20 protein-coding genes are annotated in these 23,385 nt (G+C 62.6%); 11 read left to right on the forward strand and 9 right to left on the reverse strand.

The window, feature by feature from the left end; translation table 11 throughout:
- Positions 1-10: 10 nt before the first annotated feature.
- The 5 genes from aqpZ to ACFSNN_RS13730 all read right to left on the reverse strand — a co-directional run bounded on the left by aqpZ (position 11) and on the right by ACFSNN_RS13730 (position 4,964).
- A complete protein-coding gene (aqpZ, locus tag ACFSNN_RS13710; protein WP_134457167.1) occupies positions 11-757 on the reverse strand; it encodes an aquaporin Z in 747 nt (248 codons plus the stop codon).
- 259 nt (positions 758-1,016) lie between these two features.
- On the reverse strand, positions 1,017-1,661 hold the full coding sequence (locus ACFSNN_RS13715) for a response regulator (protein WP_134457168.1): 645 nt from the start codon (positions 1,659-1,661) through the stop codon (positions 1,017-1,019).
- Between the two features lie 115 nt (positions 1,662-1,776).
- A complete protein-coding gene (locus ACFSNN_RS13720) occupies positions 1,777-2,469 on the reverse strand; it encodes a response regulator (protein ID WP_134457169.1) in 693 nt (230 codons plus the stop codon).
- Between the two features lie 152 nt (positions 2,470-2,621).
- Complete coding sequence (locus ACFSNN_RS13725; RefSeq protein WP_166799258.1) at positions 2,622-3,314, reverse strand: response regulator; 693 nt, start codon at positions 3,312-3,314, stop codon at positions 2,622-2,624.
- Between the two features lie 330 nt (positions 3,315-3,644).
- Positions 3,645-4,964, reverse strand: a complete 1,320-nt coding sequence (locus tag ACFSNN_RS13730) for an MFS transporter (protein WP_134457170.1) — start codon at positions 4,962-4,964, stop codon at positions 3,645-3,647.
- A 95-nt stretch (positions 4,965-5,059) separates the two neighbouring features.
- Here ACFSNN_RS13730 and ACFSNN_RS13735 point away from each other — a divergent pair, with 95 nt between their 5' ends.
- The 7 genes from ACFSNN_RS13735 (at position 5,060) to ACFSNN_RS13765 (ending at position 11,720) form a co-directional block, all read left to right on the forward strand.
- Positions 5,060-5,947, forward strand: coding sequence for a LysR family transcriptional regulator (locus ACFSNN_RS13735; protein ID WP_134457171.1), 888 nt, complete (start codon positions 5,060-5,062; stop codon positions 5,945-5,947).
- A 489-nt stretch (positions 5,948-6,436) separates the two neighbouring features.
- A complete protein-coding gene (locus ACFSNN_RS13740) occupies positions 6,437-7,150 on the forward strand; it encodes a c-type cytochrome (protein ID WP_134457172.1) in 714 nt (237 codons plus the stop codon).
- The gene (locus tag ACFSNN_RS13745) at positions 7,147-8,532 is read left to right on the forward strand and encodes a c-type cytochrome (RefSeq protein ID WP_134457173.1); all 1,386 of its coding nucleotides are present in this window, start codon (positions 7,147-7,149) and stop codon (positions 8,530-8,532) included. Before ACFSNN_RS13740 ends, ACFSNN_RS13745 begins: the two co-directional genes overlap by 4 nt.
- A 24-nt stretch (positions 8,533-8,556) precedes the next feature.
- Complete coding sequence (locus ACFSNN_RS13750) at positions 8,557-8,730, forward strand: hypothetical protein (protein ID WP_166799259.1); 174 nt, start codon at positions 8,557-8,559, stop codon at positions 8,728-8,730.
- 2 nt (positions 8,731-8,732) lie between these two features.
- Positions 8,733-9,305 (forward strand): cupredoxin domain-containing protein, encoded by a 573-nt coding sequence (locus tag ACFSNN_RS13755; RefSeq protein ID WP_134457174.1) that lies wholly within the window; start codon positions 8,733-8,735, stop codon positions 9,303-9,305.
- Positions 9,292-10,917, forward strand: coding sequence for a b(o/a)3-type cytochrome-c oxidase subunit 1 (locus tag ACFSNN_RS13760; RefSeq protein ID WP_134457175.1), 1,626 nt, complete (start codon positions 9,292-9,294; stop codon positions 10,915-10,917). Before ACFSNN_RS13755 ends, ACFSNN_RS13760 begins: the two co-directional genes overlap by 14 nt.
- Positions 10,914-11,720: a c-type cytochrome gene (locus ACFSNN_RS13765; RefSeq protein ID WP_134457176.1), complete on the forward strand. Its 807-nt coding sequence runs from the start codon at positions 10,914-10,916 to the stop codon at positions 11,718-11,720. Before ACFSNN_RS13760 ends, ACFSNN_RS13765 begins: the two co-directional genes overlap by 4 nt.
- Before the next feature lie 72 nt (positions 11,721-11,792).
- On the opposite strand, the gene ACFSNN_RS13770 is transcribed toward ACFSNN_RS13765, so the two are convergent.
- A complete protein-coding gene (locus tag ACFSNN_RS13770; RefSeq protein ID WP_134457177.1) occupies positions 11,793-13,442 on the reverse strand; it encodes a methyl-accepting chemotaxis protein in 1,650 nt (549 codons plus the stop codon).
- A gap of 300 nt (positions 13,443-13,742) precedes the next feature.
- Between ACFSNN_RS13770 and ACFSNN_RS13775 the strand changes: the two genes are divergently transcribed.
- Positions 13,743-14,543 (forward strand): bestrophin-like domain, encoded by an 801-nt coding sequence (locus ACFSNN_RS13775; protein ID WP_134457178.1) that lies wholly within the window; start codon positions 13,743-13,745, stop codon positions 14,541-14,543.
- Between the two features lie 217 nt (positions 14,544-14,760).
- On the opposite strand, the gene ACFSNN_RS13780 is transcribed toward ACFSNN_RS13775, so the two are convergent.
- Together ACFSNN_RS13780 and ACFSNN_RS13785 are read right to left on the reverse strand one after the other, a co-directional pair.
- The gene (locus ACFSNN_RS13780) at positions 14,761-15,297 is read right to left on the reverse strand and encodes a single-stranded DNA-binding protein (protein WP_134457179.1); all 537 of its coding nucleotides are present in this window, start codon (positions 15,295-15,297) and stop codon (positions 14,761-14,763) included.
- 136 nt (positions 15,298-15,433) lie between these two features.
- The gene (locus tag ACFSNN_RS13785; protein ID WP_134457180.1) at positions 15,434-16,621 is read right to left on the reverse strand and encodes an MFS transporter; all 1,188 of its coding nucleotides are present in this window, start codon (positions 16,619-16,621) and stop codon (positions 15,434-15,436) included.
- 367 nt (positions 16,622-16,988) lie between these two features.
- On the opposite strand from ACFSNN_RS13785, the gene uvrA reads away from it, so the two are divergent.
- The 3 genes from uvrA (at position 16,989) to ACFSNN_RS13800 (ending at position 22,397) form a co-directional block, all read left to right on the forward strand.
- Positions 16,989-19,862, forward strand: a complete 2,874-nt coding sequence (gene uvrA, locus ACFSNN_RS13790) for an excinuclease ABC subunit UvrA (protein ID WP_134457181.1) — start codon at positions 16,989-16,991, stop codon at positions 19,860-19,862.
- A 37-nt stretch (positions 19,863-19,899) separates the two neighbouring features.
- On the forward strand, positions 19,900-20,985 hold the full coding sequence (locus ACFSNN_RS13795) for an AI-2E family transporter (RefSeq protein WP_134457182.1): 1,086 nt from the start codon (positions 19,900-19,902) through the stop codon (positions 20,983-20,985).
- Between the two features lie 185 nt (positions 20,986-21,170).
- The gene (locus ACFSNN_RS13800; RefSeq protein WP_134457183.1) at positions 21,171-22,397 is read left to right on the forward strand and encodes a PepSY-associated TM helix domain-containing protein; all 1,227 of its coding nucleotides are present in this window, start codon (positions 21,171-21,173) and stop codon (positions 22,395-22,397) included.
- Between the two features lie 78 nt (positions 22,398-22,475).
- On the opposite strand, the gene purU is transcribed toward ACFSNN_RS13800, so the two are convergent.
- On the reverse strand, positions 22,476-23,345 hold the full coding sequence (gene purU, locus ACFSNN_RS13805; RefSeq protein WP_012431669.1) for a formyltetrahydrofolate deformylase: 870 nt from the start codon (positions 23,343-23,345) through the stop codon (positions 22,476-22,478).
- Positions 23,346-23,385: the final 40 nt, after the last annotated feature.

A 23,385-nucleotide genomic window follows, 5' to 3' on the forward strand; every position in this document is an offset into this window, starting at 1 on the left:
CGGGCAACACTCAGGCAACTTCGCCGCGCCCGTCGGCGAGCGTTGCGGCAGCGAGGTCTGCCTTGCCGTGCACAAACGAGAAGAGCGCCCCGGCCATGACACCGCCCGACAGAGGCGCGGCCCAGAACAGCCAAAGCTGGTCCAGCGCCCAGTCGCCGACGAACAGCGCCTGGGCCGTGGAGCGGGCGGGATTGACCGAGCCGTTGGTCACCGGAATCGACACCAGATACACCAGCACCAGGCAGGCGCCCACGACCAGCGGCGCGATCGGCGCCATGTCTCGCCTGTGGGCGATCAACAAGCTTGCCATGACGAAACCGAAGGCCAGCACGAACTCGACGGCCACCACCGAATGCAGTTGATAGTCCGCAGGAGAATGGTCGCCGAAGCCGTTTGCCGCGAACTCGCTCGCGGCCAGATCGAACCCTGGACGCCCGCCGGCCACGTAAAGCAGTAGCGCGGCGGCAACGATCGCACCGAGAATCTGCGACGCAATATAGGGGAGCAGATCCCTGACCGGAAAACGTTGCGCGACCGTGAAGCCTACGGTGACAGCGGGATTGAAATGACCGCCGGACACGCCGCCGAAGCAATAGGTGGCCGTAGCGTGGGCGAGGCCGAATGCCAGCGCGACTTCCAGCACACCGCCCGCCTGCTGGATCGCACCGACGTTCAACACGATGCTGCCGCAGCCGACGAACACCAACCACGCCGTTCCGATACCCTCGAACAACAACCGCTTACCTAACGCATCCATGCCGCCTCCTGGTTCTGTCCGCCAGGCAGACGGTGTCGCACGATTACCGTCACAATCTGCCTGTATTCTCACGGCCCGGGCATCGGTCAGCTTGACGAAACGACTGCTTCATCAGGTGAACACGGAATAAAGCCGCAGTGAATTGAGAACTATGAGACGGCAACGTCCCGCAACCAATCAGAACACTCCTAAATTCTTGGTTCTCCAAAATTATTTGCTAACGGCGCAATGCAATATTCCCGCCGGATATCAGATCAAATCAGGTCAATCCAATCTGCCGCGCATAATCGATCAAGTCGGCTTCCGTTTCCAGACCAAGCTTGCGCATCGCGCTACGTTTTTGCGTACTGATGGTCTTGCCGCTGCGCTGCAGTCGCACCGCGATCTCATGGACGGCAAGACCTTGCACATAAAGCTGGAATACTTCCCACTCGCGTGCGCTCAGCATGCCGGCGCGCAGCTGCGGCGGCGCGTCGGCCGCATCAATCGCGACCCGCGCGTGTTCCGACAGATAGACGCGCCCGGCAAAAGCGGCCTCGATCGCATCGATCAATGCGGTGACAGTCTCGCGTTTATCGACGATTCCGCCCACGCCGATATGCAGAAGTCCGGATAGCATGTGCGCATGGCAGATCATGGTGAGGACCACGACGCAAGGATGCGACTGGCCCCGCAGCAGGCGGCGCAAAAACGACACCGCGTTGCTGCCGCCGTGAATGCCCGGCATGCTGATATCGGAAACGACGACGTCGCACGCGCGGTCGTCGAGCAACTCCGCCAGCCCGTGCGTGTCGGCTGCTTCGCCGACACATTCGATGTGCGGCGCGGCTTGCAGCACGCGCTTGACGCCGACGCGAACGCAGTCGTGATCGTCTGCGATGATGACGCGGATCTTCTGTCTCATTTTCTGTTGTCTTATCGATTGGCACGCCCTGCACGCGGTGTGCTTCCCCGGGCGGTGCCAATACATCTTCTATTCGTCGCGCGGCGGCGCGACACGTCAGTGACTTACCGCCGGCTCATCGCCGCTTCGGGATGCGCTCCTCGGGAATCACGCCGTACTCGACCGCGAACCGAAACAGTTCCGCGTCGCTGCGCAGGGCGAGCTTGCGCATGGCAGTGCACTTCTGCGCGCTGATCGTTTTGACGCTGCGCTCCAAACGCACGGCGATCTCAGTCACGCCGTACCCCGACGCATACTGGGTAAACACTTCGAGTTCGCGGCGCGAGAGAATCTTCCGGACATAGTCGAGCCGCTGGATCGCCGTTGCGTCCGCGATCAATGCGCGAACCGCGGGCCCGACATAGTACTCGCGCGCCAACGCCGTGATGACGGCGACGTGAATCAGGTCGATCCGGTCGCGCTTGCTCACCAGTCCCTCGACGCCGAGCGAAATCACCTTTTGAAGTTCGGCCGCCTCGGTTTCCATGGTGAGCACGACGAGCGCGATGTCCGGGTACCGCGTCTTGAATTGCCTGACGGCTTCCAGTCCGCTGCCATCCGAACCGCCCGGCATGTAGAGGTCCATGAGCACAAGGTCGCATGAACGGCGATCGATTTCCGCGAAGAGTTCGGTGGCGTCGGCTGCACGACCGACGATTTGCATATTCGGATAGCCGTTCATCAGGTTTTCAATCGCCAACAGCACTAATGGGTGATCGTCCGCGATGATCGCGCGAACGGGTGTGCTTACCTCGGCGGTGTCGCGCATCTTTTATTTCTCCTCCGTCCCAAATTAACTGCCGCCTCTCTACGAACAAAACGGCTCTTCTCACGATCATTAAATACTTCCCCGAGAATAACCATAAGATCGCTCCGAAACAACCTCACTTAATTCACAAAATAAAATGCTTAGATATACGATTAAAAATTAAGAATTCCATAAGCACGCACGTAAGAGAAAAGACCGGGATCATTGGTGACGCCTAATTTTGCCATTGCCTCGCGTTTTTGCCGCGTGACCGTGCGGCGATCGCAACCGAGCGCAGCGGCAATGTCGGAGATCGACTGGCCACTGACCAGCAGCCTGACAACTTCGGCCTGCTTGCCCGTCAAACGCGGCGCCGGCGGTCGTTCGCACTCGCAATCCTGCGGATGCGCCAGTGCTTCGATGATGGAACGGCCGAGGTACGCGTGACCATCTCGAGCCGCCACGACCGCTTGTCGAAGCTCGTCCATCGACTCAGCTTTGCCGACCATGCTCACGGCGCCGTCCGACACAATGGCGCGAAGAATCGCGGGGTTTGTCAGAGTTGTCATCACCACGATGCGCAATTGCGGCCAGCCACTGCGGATGCGTCGCACGAGATTGAGACCGTCGTCGACGGCGAATGAATGGTCCGGCATCGAGAGATCGGTAACGAGCACATCGCAGGGCGTGCTCCGCAAGCATTCGATCAGCGAAACGGGATCCGTCGCCTGATCGACGACGGTGACGCCGGACTGCATTTCCAGCGCGGCGCGGACGCCAAGGATTACGAATGGATGATCGTCCGCTAGGATAATTCGAATACTCACCAGGATTTTCTCTCGTTTGTTGTAGGAGTGAATGCGCATACGCAGAAAAATCTTAATGACTCTGCGCCTGCTTTAACGGCCCCTCGGAGCGCATAGCGCGCCAAGGCGGCCATAAAATCACCGCTATAACCCCAAGAAAATCAGAGCGCTCTGAATCCCGCGGAGAAACTAATAGTCCATTGCGGATCTATCCGAAAAAAGCGAAACCTAAATACCCAAAATGAATATTTTTATCTTTTAAGTGGCGAGATTTCCGTGAAAACCTAATGACTCGATCATTCGCAGCGGAATTCCGCTGCGCCGTCTCGCCTAGCCACTTGAGAGACGTCGGCGCCCGCCATCGGCATTGCCAACGACAGGCGCTGCGGTTCATCGAGTTGCGTCGCAAGCGCGCGCCGCCCCCACTTTGGCTTCGCGCGCCGCGCGCGGGAGCACGGGCAACGCGACCAATGCGCAGACGCTGGTCACGGCCCACACCATCGGCCACGAACCGATCGACAACAGCGGCGGAATCGCCAGTGGCGTCAGGAACAGCGTAAGAAACACACAGGTGTTGCCGATCGCGAGCGCGGTGCCCGCACGGCTTGTCCCTGCCAGCGTGGCGAGTTCCGTGAAGGCCACGCCGTGCCATGCCGACGCGCTCACACCGCCCAGCACGACCATCACTGCGAATACCGCCGTCATCGCCGTGTGATGTACGCCGGCTAAGCCCGTCAGCAGTGCAAGCGAGGCGAACAGCACCGCGGTCAGCAGACTACAGGCGCGCATATAGGCCCGCCGGTTGCCGCGCCGGTCGGTCCAACCACCGCTCCAGACCCGCGCGATCGCAGCGCCCGTTTGCACCGCGGCCATCGTTACGCTGATCGACAGCACGCCGGCGCGGCTGAAATCGTGAAGAAACACCGTGCCGAACGTCACCACAGCGAGTTGCGGCACGCACAGCGCGCCGGCGCCGAGCGCCACGCGCCAGATGCCGATGTCGCGCAACGGCGAGACCCTGGCCGGCACGCCGCTCGCCGCAGCCGTGTCGCGGACTTCACGCGCGCCGTCCGCATCGGCATGAGAAGGTTCGTGCAACCAGCGCCACGCGAACGCCGCCGTGATCGCGCAGGCGAGTGCCAGCACGCTATAGGCGCTCGCGAAACCAAAGCGCGACGCGAGCACCGGCAGCAGCAATGCGCCCAAGCCGCCGCCCGCGGGCACCGCCGTCTGGCGGATACTCATGGCCAGGCCGCGCTCACCCTCGCGAAACCACGCCATCACCGCGCGGCCGCTCGAACCGTTGACGCTGCCGCCGAGCAGTCCAACCAGCAATAGGCCGAGCGCGAGCATCGTCACGCTCGGCACATGCGCACCGGAGGGCACGACGAACAGCGCCAGGCCGGCCAACGCGGCCGCGGTCGAAAGCAGTCCGAGCAGCAGGACGCGCCGGTCGCCCCAGCGGTCGGTCAGCAAGCCCCACGGCAATTCGCTGACCGCGATGCCGAGGCCGAGCATGCCGAGCACGAGGCCCAGCCCGTCATTGCCCAGGTGATACCCCGAGCGCAAGAAAACCGCCGTCGTCGGAATTCCCGAGAACGCGGCCGAAAAACTCGCGTTCGCGGCGAATCCGACGCCCAGCACTTTCCATCGATGACTTGCCGTTCGCCCGCCGGACAAACCCAGGCCCACAATTGTTTCGCTTCCCATGACACCCTCCGCAAAGAATCTGGGGGTATCCTACGGCTGAGGCTTCCATCGGAAAAGCCGGAATTTTAGATGACTTCCATCGGATATACCGAATCATGACCCAACGTGGATTCGACCTGACACAGTTGCGGACCTTTGTCGCCGTCGCCGAATCGGGCAGCGTTTCGGCGGGCGCGGAGCGGGTGTTCCTGTCGCAGTCCTCGGTCAGCGAGCAGCTGAAGAAACTCGAGGAGCGCGCCGGCCAGCCGCTGTTCGTGCGCAGCAAGCAGGGCGTGAGCGCCACGCCGGCCGGCAGCCGGCTGCTCGACCACGCGCGGCGCATCATCGCAATGAGCGAAGCCGCGTTCGAAGACCTGCAAGGCCGCTCGCTCGACGGCGAGTTGCGCATCGCCATCACGGACTACTACCGTCCGCACGACATCGCGCGCATTCTCAAAACGTTCTCGGAACAGCACCCGCGCCTGAAGCTGCACGTCACGGTGCTGCCGAGCGCGGTGATCGACAGCAACGCGGGCGACGATGCGTCGTTCGACATCGGACTCTCGTTGCGGCTCGTCACGGACAACGCGCGCGCCGCGGGCCGCCGCACCGGCGCGCAAAGCACGGTTGTGCGGCGCGAGAAACTGCTGTGGGTCAGCGCGGCTGATTTGGGCCCGCGACCGGCCACGCCGTATTCGCTCGTGTTGCTGCCGTCGAGCTGCCAGTTGCAGCGCTTCGTCGTGAAGCTGCTGGACGAGCACAAAGTGCCGTACGTGGTGTCGCACTCCGCTTCAGGCGTGGCCGGTTTGCAACTCGCGCTGAAGGCCGGGCTCGGCATGTCCTGCCTGAACGAATCGTCGATCGGCGGCGGCGTCGTGGCCTGTCCGGCGAGCGTGGGCTTGCCCGCGTTGCCCGCCGTCGAGTTTCATCTGTTGCCTGGGCGAATCGGCGAAACCGAACTCGTCAGCAATGCTCGCACCGCCTTGAAGGCACTTTTCAGTTGACTCCTCGATGACGGGCTCACGCCGTCTCGCCGACGCCCGTGGCTCATCATCAAACAATCACATTCGCGCGATAACGTCGGGCGGCGAGACGATTCACATTGGAAATGTTGAAAGCCCCTTAAGCGACGCCTATGATGATCAGGTGTCCCGTCGAATGAGCTTTTGTTTGCTATTGACGCTTCGACTGAATTCCTGCAACCTCGTACACGCTGCTGAACGTTTCAGGCGTTAATTCCCGCAGCCCGAAAGCCGCCGCCCACCGGCGCATTCAGGCAGATCGTTGTTTATATAAAGCAATCGCATCGCCGTAGCGAATCACCCTCGCCGTCCACAACAAGTCCGTTTCGATTTGCTGTTCTTGCAGTCGCTATACAAGAAGAATATCGACAAAAGTTGACATACGTCATCCGTCGGTTTCACAAGCGAATCCACGCGCGAATGCGTGAAAGATAATCGAGAACATAGAACGTTCCCTAATCGAGGCCTGGCGTGCATCGTCGAACTATCGGATCGTCGGTTCTGTTTTTGCTTTATCTCATATGGAGCGGCGTGGCGCTCGCCGCCGACGCGTCCGGCGCCATGCCCTCGGCTATGGACGAGCGCGTGCGCGCCTGCACCTCGTGCCATGGCGTGCAGGGCCAAGGCCTGAACAACGATTACTTTCCGCGCATTGCCGGCAAACCGGCCGACTATCTGTTCAATCAGTTGACCGCGTTCCGTGACGGCGGCCGCACCTATCCGCCCATGGGCTATCTGCTCGCCTTCCTGCCCGACGACTATCTGCGCAAGATCAGCCAGTATTTCGCCGATCTGCAGCCGCCCTATCCCAACGCCGATCAAAGCAACGTCGCGCCTGCCGTGCTCGTCGCCGGACAGCGCCTCGTCACGCAAGGCGACCCGTCCCGCAAGATACCCGCATGCGTTGCCTGCCATGGCGCGCGTATGACCGGCACGCAACCTGGCATTCCCGGCCTGCTCGGTCTGCACGCGAGTTATATCGCCGGACAGATGGGCACCTGGCGCTCGGGCACGCGGCACGCGCTCGCGCCGGACTGCATGCATTCGATCGCCGTCAAGCTGACCGACAAGGACATCACCGCGGTATCGAGCTGGCTTGCGCGCCAGCCGCGTCCTGCCGATCCGCGGCCCGCGCCGGCATCCGCGGAACGGCTGCCTCTCGCCTGCGGGAGCCAACCGCAATGAAGCCGACCTTTCGCTCTCCGGGCGTTCTTCGCACGTTGCGTGCCGCTTTGGTCACCATGGCAAAAAGCCTTAACGCGCCGGCGTCGCTCGTATCGAGCTTGCTGGTCGGCGGCCTGCTCGTGGCCGGCAGCGTCGCACTTTTGCGTGCCTGGCCTACGCCGGTGCTGATCGCCGAAGCACGCGCCGCCGAGACCAGCGCAGCATCCACGCCGGGCGCCGACACGCGGCCCGATATCGTCAAACGCGGCGAGTATCTGGCGCGCGCCGGCGACTGCGTCGCCTGCCACACCGCGCCGCGCGGCAAATTGTTCGCCGGCGGCCTCGCGATGGAAACGCCGTTCGGCACGCTGTATTCGCCGAACATTACGCCGGACGCGCAGTACGGCATCGGCACCTGGAGTCAGGACGCCTTCTTCAAGATGATGCGCACCGGCCGCACGCCGGAGGGCACGTTGATCTACCCGGCCATGCCGATCGCGCAATACACCAAGGTCACGCGTGAAGACTCGGACGCGATCTTCGCGTATCTGAAGACGGTCGCGCCAGTCCGCGAGCCGAATCACAAGCACACGCTGCGCTTCCCGTTCAACCAGCGCAAGCTGCTGTACGGCTGGCGCACGCTGTATTTCCGCGAGGGCGAGTTCCAGCCCGATCCGACGAAATCGGTCGAATGGAATCGCGGCGCGTATCTGGTCGAAGGACTCGGCCACTGCACCATGTGCCACACCAAGATCAACATGCTCGGCGGATCGTCGCAAAGCGAGCAGTTCGCGGGCGGTCTGATTCCGGTGCAGAACTGGTACGCGCCGTCGCTGACCTCGGACAAGGACGGCGGCCTGGGCGACTGGAGCATCAAGGACATCGTCGATCTGCTGCAAGCGGGCATTTCCGATCGCGGCGCCGTGTACGGCCCAATGGCCGAAGTCACGTACCACAGCCTTCAGTACATGACGGAGGAAGACGTCAAGGCAATGGCCGTTTATCTGAAGACCTTGCCGGACAAGAGCGGCCGCAAGTCCGGGCCGTCGGCGCCGACCAATACCAACGTGTTCGCGCTCGGCGAAAAAATCTACGCCGACAAATGCGCGCTCTGCCACGGCGCGAAGGGCGAAGGAAAGTTGCAGCATTACCCGCCGCTCGCGGGCAACCAGTCGATCGAAATGGACTCCGCGGTCAATCCGATCCGCATTGTGCTGAACGGCGGATTCCCGCCGGGCACGCGGCGTAATCCGGAACCATACGGCATGCCGCCGTTCGGTCAGGAACTGAACGACACCGACGCCGCCGCCGTGGTCACCTATATCCGCACTGCGTGGGGCAATCACGGCCAGCCCGTGACGTCTCGCGAGGTCAACGAGTTGCGCAACGCGCCGCTGCATTGAAGCGCTGCACTGGAGAAACTTTAGATGGAAGCGAACGATACCCGCGGCGCGCCGCCGACCGATGACGAAGTGGAACGCGTCGTCGCGGCCGGCCCGCATGGCGCAATCGCCGTGGCCGGTGTCGCCACGCTGATCGTGATGGCGATCTGGTTCGGCTTCTACTTCGTCGTGTTTCTGCCGCGCGGGGTCGTTCACTGATCATGTCGACCGATTCCAATCATCAACCGGGCGGCGGCCACGCGGTCGCCCTACGCGCAGAACGGCGCTGGGCCATCTTCGCCGTCGCATTGATCGTGCTGATGCTGGCCGTCATCGTGTTCTCCGGGCTGCATTGGGCGATGATGCCGCCCTCGCGCGTCGAGACGATCGATCCGTCGCGCCTGCAACTGTCCGGCGAATTCGTCGAAGACAACCTCGGCAGCGCGGTCGAGCCGGACGGCTCGGTGGTCGTGCGCTTCATCGCGCAGCAGTATTCGTTCACGCCGCAATGCCTGCTGGTGCCCGCCGACACGCCGATCACGATCCGCACGACCAGCGCCGACGTCGTGCACGGCCTGCTCGTCACCGACACCAACATCAACACGATGGTCGTGCCCGGTTATGTCGCCACGCTCAACACGCGTTTCGACGCGCCCGCCGATCACACCATGCCGTGCCACGAGTTCTGCGGGTTCGGTCACCAAACCATGTGGGCACACGTGAAAGTCATCGACAAAGCCGCCTTCTTCGAGCAGGCCCGACAATCCCGGAGGCTGAGCTGTGTTTCACGCTAAGCGACTCGTTCTCGCGCATTTCTGGCTTGCCTTCATTGCGTTTCTGATCGCGCTGCTGCTCGGCGCCTGGCAAATGCTGGTGCGCAGCCCGTTCCTGCCGTGGGTCGGCGACCCCGAACTCTACTATCGCTCAGTAACCGCGCACGGTTCGGTGATGGCCTACGTGATGCCGACACTGGTGTCGATGGGCTTCGGCTACGCGATCGTCGAGTTGGCTCTCGCGCAGCGTCTCGTCGGTCTCAAATGGGCGTGGGCCGCGTTCATCATGCTGGCCGTCGGCGCGGTGATGGCGATGGTGCCCGTGGCGCTTGGCCAGGCCTCGGTGCTCTACACCTTCTATCCGCCGATGATCGGCAGCCCGTTCTATTACCTCGGCGTGGTGCTGGTGGTGGTCGGTTCGTGGATCTGGGTCGCGCTGATGCATGTGAACCTGCGCATCTGGAAGCGCGCCAACCCCGGCAAACCCGTGCCGCTCGCGATGTTCGCCAACGTGGCGGGCGCGTATCTGTGGGCGTGGACCGCCGTGGGCGCGGCGCTGGAGATCCTGTTCCAGATCCTGCCGGTCGCGTTCGGACTCACCAACACGATCGACGCCGGCCTCTCACGCATTCTGTTCTCGTGGACGCTGCACGCGATCGTCTACTTCTGGCTGATTCCCGCTTATATCGCCTACTACACGCTGGTGCCGCGCGCGATCGGCGGACGGCTCTACAGCGATTCGATGGCGCGCGTGTCGTTCATCCTGTTCCTCGTCTTCGCGATGCCGATCGGCATCCACCATCTGTTCGCCGATCCGCAGGTCGGCTCCGGCTTCAAATTCCTGCACGCCGTGTTCACCGGCATGGTGTCGGTGCCGACGCTGCTCACGGTCTTCACGATCTGCGCGTCGGTCGAAATCGCCGGCAGACTGCGCGGCGGCAAAGGCGCGTTCGGCTGGCTGACCGCCTTGCCCTGGCAAAACCCGATGATGCTCGTGATCGCGTTTTCGTTCGTGATGCTGGGTCTCGGCGGCGCAGGCGGGCTGATCAACATGAGCTACCAGTTGAACTCGACCGTGCACAACACGCAGTGGGTGACCGGGCACTTCCATCTGATCTTCGGCGGCGCGATCGTCATCATGTACTTCGCGATTGCCTATGAGCTGTGGCCGCAACTGACCGGCCGCGCGATCGCGTCGGTGAAACTGGTGCGCACGCAACTGTGGCTGTGGTTCATCGGCATGATGGTGGTGACGCTGCCGTGGCATTACGTCGGCCTGCTCGGCGCGCCGCGCCGCATGGCCTATTACGATTACAACGCTCTCGGTTTGCAGTCTCAGGCGTTCTGGGTCGGCATGTCGGCGGTGGGCGGATTGATCCTCGTGGCATCCGGCGTGCTGTTTGTCTACATTCTCGTGAAGTCGCAGTTCGGGCCGCTGGTTCAGCAGCAAAGCTTCCGTTTTGCGAGCGCGGCGCAACCGGTGACCCGTGTGCCGGCGGCGCTCAATAGCTTCGGCTTGTGGGTGGCGCTGATGATCGGACTCACGGTCGTCAACTACAGTGTGCCGATCGTGCAGTTGCTCAGATTGCCGCAGACCTCCGTGCCGGCAGTCGTCGTCGGAGCGCAGCGATGAATCAGGAACGCGTCTTCAGCTTGCGCAACCCATGGTTCACGGTGAGCGTGGGCGGCACGATTGCGATTGCCGTCGTCGGGATACTGATCGGCTTTATCTGGCTGCCTTCGGCGAATAACGCGTTCGGCGACCGCGGCCTTTGGGCGACCATCTGCAGCGCTGCGGGGGCGCCGTCGAGCTGGTATGGCGGCGCCAATCTCGCCGGCCCGGCACCGAGCGATGTCGTGGTCTTGCCGCCGTTGCGGCGCGCGCGGGCCGACGCGAATTCGATCGGTCGCGGTGCGACGATCGCAACGCAAAATTGCTCGATGTGCCATGGCGTGCTCGGCACGGCGCAGGTGACCGCCCCGGCATTGGCCGGTCAATATGCCGACGTGGTCTACAAAGAGTTGCGCGACTACCAGAACGGCGTGCGCCAGAACGCGATCATGCAGCCGATCATCGCCGCGCGCAGCGATCAGGATCTGCACGATCTGGCGGCTTACTACGCGTCGCTGCCGAGAGCGCCTGCGGCGGAAACGCTGCCGACCGTAGGACCGGATGCGAACGCGGTCAAGCTCGCCATGCAAGGCGACCCGCAGCGCAATATCGCGCCTTGCGCCGCATGTCACGGACAGCTCGACCGCAAGGGCGCGGCGCCGTGGCTGGGCGGACAATCGTCGATCTATCTCGCCGCGCAGTTGCGCGCGTTTGCTTCCGGCGCGCGCCATAACGACATCAATGAACAGATGCGCAATGTGGCACGGCAAATGACGCCTGCCGAAATTGATAGCGTTGCGAAATACTATGCGGCTATGCAGTAGTAGCCGCTTTGTTCGCTCGACGTGGTTTGTCGCGACGGTTCAGCACGCCGTCGCGCAACACAACCGCCGAAACTAGGCCGCCGCGAATTCGCCCGCATCGGCCGTCTTCGGCGCAGCGGCCGAACCGCTGCTCCGCCCGGCAAACGAATCCAAAGACGCCGCACCGCCCCCTGTCTGAAACACCGACACAGCCGACGTCAATCGCCGCGCCTGCTCTTCGAGCGAACTCGCGGCAGCCGCAGCCTGTTCCACCAGCGCGGCATTCTGCTGCGTCACCTCGTCCATCTGCGCGACCGCGAGATTGACCTGATCGATGCCAGTACTCTGCTCGAGCGCGGCCGCGGCGATCTCGCCCATGATCGAACTCACGCGCGCGATCGCGTCGACGATCTCGGTCATCGTCGAGCCGGAACGCTGAACCAGCTGCGAGCCGGCCTGCACGCGAGCCGTCGATTCGTCGATCAAGCCCTTGATCTCCTTCGCTGCCGCCGCGCTACGCTGCGCGAGCGAGCGCACCTCGCTCGCCACCACCGCGAAGCCGCGTCCCTGCTCGCCGGCGCGCGCAGCCTCAACGGCGGCGTTCAGCGCCAGAATATTGGTCTGAAACGCGATCCCTTCGATCACGCCGACAATGTCGGCAATCCGCCGCGAATCGTCGACGATGCCATGCATCGTGCCCACCACCTCCTCCGTCAGATCGCCACCTTGCGCGGCCAGCGTGGATGCGCCCTGCGCAAGCGAACTCGCCTGCTTCGCGTTGTCCGCCGTCTGCTTGACCGTCGAGGTGAGCTGTTCGATGCTTGCCGCCGTTTCTTCGAGCGACGCGGCCTGTTCCTCGGTACGTTGCGACAGATCGGTGTTGCCCGCGGCAATCTCGCTCACGCCAGTGTCGATGGATTCCGTGCCTTGACGCACCGAGTTCACCGTCCCGATCAGCGACTCCTGCATCTTGCGCAGCGCGGCCGCGAGACGGCCCATTTCGTTATTGCTGGTCACGACGATCTGGCCGGTCAGGTCGCCGTTGGCGATGCGCTGAAACTGCGCGATGGTGGCATCGACCGGACGCACAATGGCACGCACCAGCACCGCGCGGCCGATCCACGAACCCAGCAGCGACGCGACCATGCCGATCGCCACCGCGACACAAATCGCATAGAACAGATCCTGCGCGTCCTGGTAGCGCTGCGCGCCGTGATCGAGTTGCAACTGTTCGAGCGTGAGCATCGCCTTTTCGTACGCGCTGTAGAGCGACGGCAGCTTGTGTGCCTGCACTTGCTGGAACGCCGTCTTGTCGCCCGCCTTGAGCGCGGCGAGAGCAGGCTCGACGCCTTCGCGCAGGAAGGTGTCACGCTTGTCCTGCATATCCTTGATCAGGCGCTGTTCATCGGCGTCCGTGCTCGCGCGGCTCACATAGTGGGCAAGACGGTCGTTGGAAGCTTTCTGGTACTGATCAAAACGCTTGAGCACGGCATTCGCGCCGTCTTGATCGTTCAGCTCGACGAGCGATGCGTACGTCGCCAGCGCGAGACGCAGGCGCAGCAACTGTCCGGCGCTGCCTTCGAGATCGGCGACGGCCGGCGTATCGACGGTGTACATCTGCTGCAGCGAAGCATTGCTCGAGCGCAGCGACAGCAAGCCGGCGGCGGCGCCGAACAGCAGCACGACGCCGAAGAATACGATCATGAGGGTGAGGCAGGTGCGAATCGACAGATTTTTCAACATCGGGGCTTGTCTCCGTTGGGCTGCCTGACCGAATGTTCAGTAAAAGCCTCGGCCACGCGTGCTGCGCCCAAGCCGAGTCGGCCAGGTCCGCAACTCTTGTCTAAATTTAAGCGAACGCCACATATAAGGACTACGGCTCAGTCACAAAAAACTTTATGGTGGATGGCGCATAGGCTTGCGATACATCAACATACAGGCGCATATGAAGGGCGATTCACGCTGCGCGTTGCGGGACTACCCGGGTTCTCGGCAAGCGGCGCTTGATGGAAAGTGGCGGGAATGTGTCTACGGAGCATGGCGATGTCGGAAATAGGCTCGGCACTGGTGGTTTTCGTTCTCCTGCTCGCCGTGACCGGAATCGGTGTGTGGGTGCGCCCCATCCTGCCCGAGGAGCACAAGGCGCACGAGACGGTGCAGCTGATCCAACTGGTGATCGGCATGCTGGTGACGTTCGCCGCGCTGGTACTGGGTTTGATGACCGCGTCCGCGAAATCCAGCTTCGACACCTCGTCGAATGATTTGCGCACCTACGCGGCCGATCTGATCGAGTTCGACACCACCCTGCGCGAGTACGGCACGGAGACCGGGCCGGCCCGGCAGTTGTTGGGCCAGTACACCGCGGCGGCGATCGCATCGACGTGGCCTGCCGAAACACCACCTGCCGGCGACTATCCGAAAGACATAGGATCGCCGGACAACTCGCAGAAACTGGAGAGCGTGCGGCTCGGCGACATGCTGACCGCCGTGGGCCAGGAGTTGCGAACGTTGCGCACGCGCGCCCCGCTACAACAGCGCGCGCTCGACGATGCACTGAAGCAATACCGCCGCGTCGTGGATGCCCGGTGGAAGCTCATCGAGGAAGCGCACAGTTCGATTTCCCGACCGTTCCTCACGACCTTGACGTTCTGGCTGGGCGTGATCTTTCTCAGCTTCGGCTTGATCGCGCCGCGCAATGCGCTGGCGCTGGTCACGATTTCGCTGGGCGCGGTGTCGATTGCTTCGGCGATCTATGTGATTGTGGATCTGGACACGCCGTTTACGGGGCCGATCGTTATCTCCAGTTCGCCGATGAGAGATGCGCTGGATCATTTGAGGCGGTGACGGCCGCGCGTAAGTCACGGGAGGAGCGTATCGAACTCCGCAATCCGCTGCCCGGGTCGACCGCGTCGACGCGCAGGTTCATGGAACGGAGGCGTGGTGGTGGCGAGGGCATCGATCTTTCGAATGCAGGTCGCGCAGCGCGCAATGCTGAAAACAAAAAATCCCCGTGAGTCAGAGACTCACGGGGATTTTTTTAGACAGGTGCGCTGACTGGAAATCAGAACGGAATATCGTCGTCCATCTCATCGAACCCGCCGCCAGCCGGCGCGCTCGGACGGCTTGCGCCGCCACCGCTACCACCGCTGCCGCCGCGCGCACCGCCGCCCGACACTGCGCGGCCACCACCACCGCCGCCGCTACGCTCTGACGGCTCACCACGGCTATAACCGCCTTCGTCGCCACCGCCGCCCATCGAACCGCCGCGGCCGCCCAGCATTTGCATCTGTTCCGCGACGATTTCCGTCGAGTAACGGTCGGTGCCGTCTTGCGCCTGCCACTTACGGGTACGGATGCGCCCTTCCAGGTACACCGACGAGCCCTTCTTCAGATATTCGGAGACGATTTCCGCGAGGCGGCCGAAGAACGACACGCGGTGCCATTCGGTCGCTTCCTTCATTTCGCCGGACGCCTTGTCCTTGTACCGATCCGTCGTTGCAAGGCGGATGTTCGCCACTGCGTCGCCGCTCGGAAGATAACGGACTTCCGGATCGGCTCCGAGATTGCCGACGAGAATGACCTTGTTCACGGATGCCATGAGTTTCTCCTGTTGATTCCGTTACGGGCGGCGCGGCAATACACGGTTTCGCGTTTCAGGGCCGGCAGGCCCGAGACCGGAACTGCGCCTCTGCCCGCCGCCGGGTGAGTTCTGGGTAAGTTCGGGATGCGCCGGTTTACGCTTTGCGCGGCGGCTGTTTCATCTTTGCGGCGATTATAAGCCAGCACAAGACGAGCCCCGAACAGGCGAAGAAGACTGCGCTCTGCCCATCCACTTTCAGCAGCCAACCGCCGACCACGCCACCCAGCGCAAGACCGATCGATTGCGTGGTGTTGTACACACCGGCCGCCGCGCCCTTGCGGGTTCCCGGCGCCAGTTTCGACACCAGCGAAGGCTGCGAAGCCTCAAGAATATTGAAGCCCAAAAAGTACACAAAAAGGATCGCCGCCACACTCAGAATCGTATGCGGAGCGACGCCCAATAACAACTGTCCGATCAGGATAAGAGCAATCGCTGAAAGCAGCACGATTTTCATTTTTCCGCGCTTCTCGGCGGCGATGATCGCGGGCACCATCATCACGAACGAAAGGCCCATGACCGGCAAGTACACTTTCCAGTGAGACGCAACGGGCAAGCCACCCGCTTCGAGAATGCGCGGCACGACGAGGAACAATGCAGTTTGCGTGGCGTGCAGCACGAGCACGCCGAAGTTCAGACGCAACAACTCGACGTTGTGCAGCACTTCGGCGAATGGCGCGCGCACATGCACCGGCTTCGGCGCATCGGGCACGATCCACAGCACTACGCCGATCGCCAGAATCGAGAAGATGCCGACGAGCGTAAACAGCCCGCTCATGCCGACCCACTGAAACACGATCGGCGCACCGACAATCGCCACCGCGAACGACACGCCGATACTCGCACCCACCATCGCCATCGCCTTGGTGCGATGTTCCTCGGAGGTCAGGTCCGCGATAAACGCGATCACCGCCGACGACACCGCGCCCATGCCCTGAATCACTCGCCCGACGATGATCCACGTCATGTCGTGCGCGCCCGCCGCGACGAAGCTGCCGAGCGCGAAGATCAGCAAACCGGTCGCAATGACCGGTTTGCGACCGACCTTGTCGGAGACCCAGCCGTAGAAGATGTACAGCATGGACTGCGTCACGCCGTACGCGCCGAGCGCGATCCCCACCAGCAGCACGTTGTCGCCACCGGGGATGGTCTTCGCGTAGATCGAGAACACCGGCATGATCATGAAGAGACCGAGCATGCGCAGCGCGAAGATGGCGGCAAGCGACACGGTCGCGCGCATTTCAGGCGCGCTCATGCGTGAGGATGTGGCTGACGGATTGGACATCGGGAGCGTTCGTTGATTGAGCTGGGCGGCACACCGCGGACGGGCACAGCGGCTGAGAGGCCACGACCGCGCGGCTTGCCGCAAGACAGCGGGCGGGCAGCGGCGCGGCGCTCGAGCCGACGGCCTTTCTGCATTCCCGCTGGCGCCTCGCGATGCCTCGCGGTTGCCTCGCAGTTGCCATGCAGTTGCCTTGTACTTGCGGAAAACGGCCCCAGTTAGAGCTCTTCCCGCGGCGCTGGACCGCTTGCCTTACAGCACGCCCCAACACCTCTTCAGGCTGTCAGGAAGCCGTAACGGCGGTCTTGAAAAGTCGTTATAGTAGCAGGTTTAGCCTCTTCCTCTTTCCGCCAGTTCATGGAATAAATCCGTGGAACAAATCCGTATTCGTGGGGCTCGCACCCACAACCTGAAGAACGTCAACCTCGATCTACCCCGTCACAAGCTCGTTGTCATCACGGGCCTTTCAGGCTCGGGCAAATCGTCGCTGGCGTTCGACACGCTTTATGCGGAAGGGCAACGGCGCTACGTCGAAAGTCTCTCCGCCTACGCACGCCAGTTCCTGCAATTGATGGAGAAACCGGACGTCGATCTGATTGAAGGTCTGTCGCCGGCAATCTCGATCGAACAGAAGGCGACCTCGCACAATCCGCGCTCCACGGTCGGCACCGTCACCGAGATTCACGACTATCTTCGGCTCCTGTTCGCACGGGTCGGCACGCCTTACTGTCCGGACCACGAAATTCCGCTGGAAGCGCAAAGCGTCTCGCAGATGGTCGACGCCGCGCTCGCGTTGCCGGAAGAAACGAAGCTCATGATCCTCGCGCCCGTCGTGGCGAACCGCAAAGGCGAACACGTCGAACTGTTCGAGGAAATGCAGGCGCAAGGCTTTATCCGTTTCCGCGTGCGTTCGGGCGGCGGCACCGCCAATGAAGGCGTCGCGAAGATCTACGAAGTCGATTCGCTGCCGAAGCTGAAGAAGAACGACAAGCACACCATCGACGTGGTCGTGGACCGCCTGAAAGTGCGCCCCGACATGAAGCAGCGTCTTGCCGAGTCGTTCGAAACGGCACTGCGTCTCGCCGACGGCCGCGCGATCGCGCTCGAAATGGACACGGACAAGGAGCATCTGTTCAGCTCGAAGTTCGCCTGCCCGATCTGCTCGTACTCGCTTCAGGAACTGGAGCCGCGCCTCTTCTCGTTCAACAATCCGATGGGCGCGTGCCCGGAGTGCGACGGCCTCGGCCAGATCACCTTCTTCGATCCGAAGCGGGTGGTCGCGCATCCGTCGCTGTCGCTCGCGGCCGGCGCGGTGAAGGGCTGGGACCGGCGCAACCAGTTTTACTTCCAGATGCTGCAGAGTCTCGCGGCGTTCTACGAATTCGACATCGACACAGCGGTCGAAGACTTGCCGGAGAAAGTCCGCAAAATCCTGCTGTTCGGTTCGGGCAAGCAGGAGATCCCGTTCTCGTACATCAACGAACGTGGCCGCACTTCGGTGCGCGAGCATGTATTCGAAGGGATCATCCCGAATCTGGAGCGGCGTTACCGCGAGACCGATTCGGTCGCGGTGCGCGAAGAACTCGCCAAGTATCAGAACAACCAGCCCTGCCCGGCCTGCGCCGGCACGCGTCTGCGCCGCGAAGCGCGCTTCGTGCGGATCGGCGCGGACGGCGACGCGCGCGGCATCTTCGAAATCAGCGGCTGGCCGTTGCGCGACGCGCTCGGCTATTTCCAGACGCTGCGCCTGCAAGGATCGAAGCGCGAGATCGCCGACAAGGTGGTCAAGGAGATCGTCGCGCGGCTGATGTTCCTGAATAACGTCGGGCTGGACTACTTGTCGCTCGAACGCAGCGCGGAAACGCTGTCCGGCGGCGAGGCACAGCGCATTCGCCTCGCCTCGCAAATCGGTTCGGGGCTGACCGGCGTGATGTACGTACTGGACGAGCCGTCCATCGGTCTGCATCAGCGCGATAACGACCGGTTGATCGCCACGCTCAAGCACCTGCGCGACCTCGGCAACTCGGTGATCGTGGTCGAGCATGACGAAGACATGATCCGCATGGCCGACTACGTGGTCGACATGGGACCGGGCGCGGGCGAACACGGCGGCATGGTGATCGCCGAAGGCACGCCCAAACAGGTGCAGGCGAACGCGGCGTCGATGACCGGGCAGTACATGTCCGGCGCGCGCAACATCGAGTTCCCGGACGAACGCAAGGAGCCCGACGATAAGCGTCTGCGGATCGTCGAAGCGTACGGCAACAATCTGCAACACGTGTCGCTGGATCTGCCGGTCGGCTTGCTGACCTGCGTGACCGGCGTGTCCGGTTCGGGCAAGTCCACGCTCATCAACGACACGCTGTACCACGCGGTCGCGCATCATCTGTACGGCTCGGCCACGGAGCCGGCGCCGTACGAATCGATCGAAGGCCTCGAGCATTTCGACAAGGTCATCAACGTCGACCAGTCGCCGATCGGCCGCACGCCGCGCTCGAACCCGGCCACCTACACGGGCCTCTTCACGCCGATCCGCGAACTGTTCGCGGGCGTGCCCGCGGCAAAGGAACGCGGCTACGAAGCCGGCCGCTTCTCGTTCAACGTGAAAGGCGGCCGCTGCGAATCCTGCCAGGGCGACGGCGTGCTGAAAGTCGAGATGCACTTTTTGCCGGACGTGTACGTGCCGTGCGACGTCTGTCACGGCAAGCGCTACAACCGCGAAACACTGGACGTGCAGTACAAAGGCAAGAACATCAGCGAAGTGCTCGACATGACGGTGGAGAACGCCTATGAGTTCTTCAAGCCGGTGCCGGTCGTCGCGCGCAAGCTGAAAACCTTGCTGGACGTCGGTCTGGGCTATATCCGGCTGGGCCAGTCGGCCACCACGCTGTCGGGCGGCGAGGCACAGCGCGTCAAACTATCTTTGGAACTGAGCAAGCGTGACACGGGTCGCACGCTATACATACTCGACGAGCCGACCACCGGTTTGCACTTTCATGACATCGCGTTGTTGCTTGAAGTGATTCATCGATTACGCGACCAGGGTAATACCGTCGTGATCATCGAGCATAATCTCGATGTAATAAAGACTGCGGACTGGGTCATCGATCTTGGTCCGGAAGGCGGGGCCGGCGGCGGGCAGATCATCGCTCAGGGCACGCCGGAGCAGGTGGCCAAGTCGAAGGCAAGTTTTACCGGCAAGTACCTGGCGCCTCTGCTGAAACGCGCGGCCAGTAAAAAGTAAGTAACGCGGCACAACTCGGTTGGAGACGGAATAAGCCATGGCCAAGCGGAATCAGGCGCGCGACGACGGGCAAGTGCAAGACCTACGCCCACGCCCGGTCAGGCTGACGAGCGACATGAGCCTGCCGAAGCTGTCGGCGGTCGAAATCGGCAGTTATATCGTGATGCTGTTCGGCATGTGGGCAGTGATCGAACTTCGGCTGCTCGGCGCGTTGCTCGCCGGGCTGCTGGTGTTCCAACTGGTTCATACGATCGCGCCGCGCATCGAGCGCCATATGTCGAGCAAGCGGGCCCGCTGGCTCGCGGTGGTGTTTCTGGCCACGGTGATCGTGGGCGCGCTGACGGGGCTAACGCTCGGCATCATCGAGCATTTCGAGAACGACGTGCCGAGCGTGCAGAAGCTGCTCGACCAGGCCATGCAGCTGATCGACCAGGCGCGCGGCCGGATTCCGCAGTTCGTCGCCAACTATCTGCCGGTCGATACCGAACAGATGAAGACCAAAGCGGCGGAGCTCATGCAGACGCACGCCAACATGCTCCAGCAAAGCGGCAAGACGGCGGCGCGCGCGTTCACGCATATCCTGATCGGCATGATCATCGGCGCGATCATCGCGGTCGGCGCGCAGAAGCATATGCAGCGGCTGCCGCTGTCCACGGCGTTCGTCGCACGCGTGACGCGTTTCGCCGATGCGTTCCGCCGCATCGTGTTCGCTCAGGTGAAGATTTCGGCGATCAACGCGGTCTTCACCGGCATCTTCCTGCTGGTGATTCTGCCGATCTTCCACGACACGCTGCCGTTGTCGAAAACGCTGGTGCTGGTCACCTTCATCGTCGGCTTGCTGCCGGTGATCGGCAATCTGATCTCGAACACGATCATCGTCGCGGTGGCGCTCTCGGTGAGCTTTCCGGCCGCGGTCATGTCGCTCGTGTTCCTGATCCTGATTCACAAGCTCGAGTACTTTTTGAACGCGCGCATCGTCGGCGGACAGATCGAAGCGCGCGCGTGGGAATTGCTGATCGCCATGCTCATCATGGAAGCCGCGTTCGGTCTTCCCGGCGTGATCGCGGCGCCGATTTTTTATGCGTATATCAAGCGGGAATTGATTTACTTACGGTTGGTTTGAGGCGGTGGCGAGCGGGCCATCAGAACAGAAACAGCGGCGCTTCGGCGCCGTTTTTCATGGGCCGCACGTTTACGGAGAACTTGCAGCCCAAGGCAACACTCCCGTAAGATGCGAACAATTCCCATTCGCAAAAGTCGTGTCGTGACACCCCTTTCGAAGTCCCGCTCCGTCGCGACGGCTCGCCCATGAGGCGCCAGCTCGTCCGACTGCACCGCTGGTTCGGTGTCGCCACAGCGCTGTTTCTGTTCGTCGCCGGCCTGACTGGCGCGATCATCGCGTGGGACCATGAGCTGGATGCGGCGTTGAACCCGTCCTTCTTCAAAGCCCGCACCGCCGGTTCGGCGCTGTCGGGCCTTGAACTCGCGCGCCGGGTGGAAGCCGCCGATTCGCGTCTTCAGGTGACCTATCTGCCGCTGGCCGCCGAGCCCGGTCATACGCTGCAAATGATGGTGCTGCCTCGGACCGACCCGGCCACGCAGAAGCCCTACCCGCTCGACTTCAATCAGATTGCCGTCGACCCCGCCACCGGCGAAGTCCAGGGACGCCGCGAATGGGGCGTCGTCTCGCTCGCACGGCTCAACCTGATCCCGTTCATCTACAAGCTGCATTACACGCTGCAACTGCCGTTTACGGGCGGCGTCGACATCGGCACGTGGGTGATGGGGATCGTCGGCATCATCTGGCTGTTCGACAGCATGATCGCGTTGTGGCTGTCGTTTCCGAGCGTCAAGGCGTGGCGCAAGTCGTTCGCGTTCCGCCTCGGGCGCGGCGGCTATACGTTCACTTTCGATTTGCACCGCTCAGGCGGCGTGTGGATCTGGGGCGTGCTGATGATCGTTGCGCTGACATCAGTGTCGATGAATCTCTCGGCGCCCGTGGTGCGCCCAATCGTGTCGCTGTTCTCGAAGCTCACGCCGGATCCGATTAACAACCCTGAAATCCTGCGCGCCCCGCAACCGGGCGACACCGTGTTGAGCCGCGAACGCATCGTGCAACTGGCCGAGCAGGCCGGCCGCGCGCAGAAACTCAGCGTCGCGCCGGGCGGCATCTACTACGCGGAATTCATCCATGCGTACGGCGTCGGTTTCTATGCGACCGGCAACGATCACGGCGATTTGGGCCTCGGCAATCCGTGGATGTATTGGGACGCGGCCACCGGCAAGCTGCTCGGCGCGCAGATTCCCGGCAAGGGCACGGCGGGCGATATCTTCGTGCAGGTGCAATTCCCGTTGCATTCGGGACGCATTCTGGGTCTCGGCGGACGGATTCTGATTAGCGCAGTCGGCATTGCGGTCGCTGCGCTGAGCGCGACGGGCCTGCTGATCTGGCTGAAGAAGCTGAACGCGCGCCGCCGTTCGGCGCAAAACGCCAATCTCGCGCGTGACGCGGGTCGGTCCGCGGCGCGCTCCTGATCGCGGGCAAACAAAAAGGCGGCGCCGGGAGTCATCCGGCCGCCGCCTTCTACCGCGCATGTCTGCTAACGACGGTTTTTAACGAAACACCACCGTCTTGCTGCCGTTCAACACGACGCGATGCTCAACGTGCCACTTCACCGCACGCGCCAGCGTCACGCACTCGACATCGCGGCCGATCGCCGTCAGCTGCTCCGGCGTCATGCTGTGGTCAACGCGTTCCACTTCCTGTTCGATGATCGGCCCTTCGTCGAGATCCGTCGTCACGTAATGCGCGGTCGCGCCGATCAGCTTCACGCCGCGGTCGAACGCCTGGTAATACGGCTTCGCACCCTTGAAGCTCGGCAGGAACGAGTGATGAATGTTGATCGCGCGGCCCGCCAGCGCTTCGCACAGTTTCGGCGACAGAATCTGCATGTAGCGCGCGAGCACGACCAGGTCGGCTTGATGCTCGTCGATCACTTCAAGCACGCGCGCTTCCTGCGCGGCCTTCGCGTCGGGCGTGGCGCCCAGCAGCGGGAAATGATGGAACGGAATGTCGTAGCTCGCGGCGAGCTGATAGAACTCCTTGTGGTTCGAGATGATCGCCGGAATCTCGATACCCAACTGGCCGGTGCGGTAGCGGAACAGCAGATCGTTCAGGCAATGGCCGATCTTCGACACCATGATCACCACGCGAGGTTTCACCGACGCGTCGTGCATCTCCCAACGCATACCGAACTGCTCAGCGAGCGTCGCGAACGACGTGCGCAGCGCCTCCAGACCCGGATCGCCGCCCACCTGCTGAAAATGCACGCGCATGAAGAACTCGCCGGTGCGGCTGTCGCCGAACTGCGCGGAGTCGAGAATATTGCTGCCACGCTCGAACAGAAAGCCCGACACGGCGTGGACGATGCCGGGCCGGTCGGCGCACGACAGTTTGAGGATAAAGCTGTGATCGGTCGACATGACCTGGGTGACTCCCTTCTTCAATGCGTGGTTTGTCCGG

This window comes from Paraburkholderia dipogonis (assembly GCF_042680985.1).
Classification (GTDB): Bacteria; Pseudomonadota; Gammaproteobacteria; order Burkholderiales; family Burkholderiaceae; genus Paraburkholderia; species Paraburkholderia phytofirmans.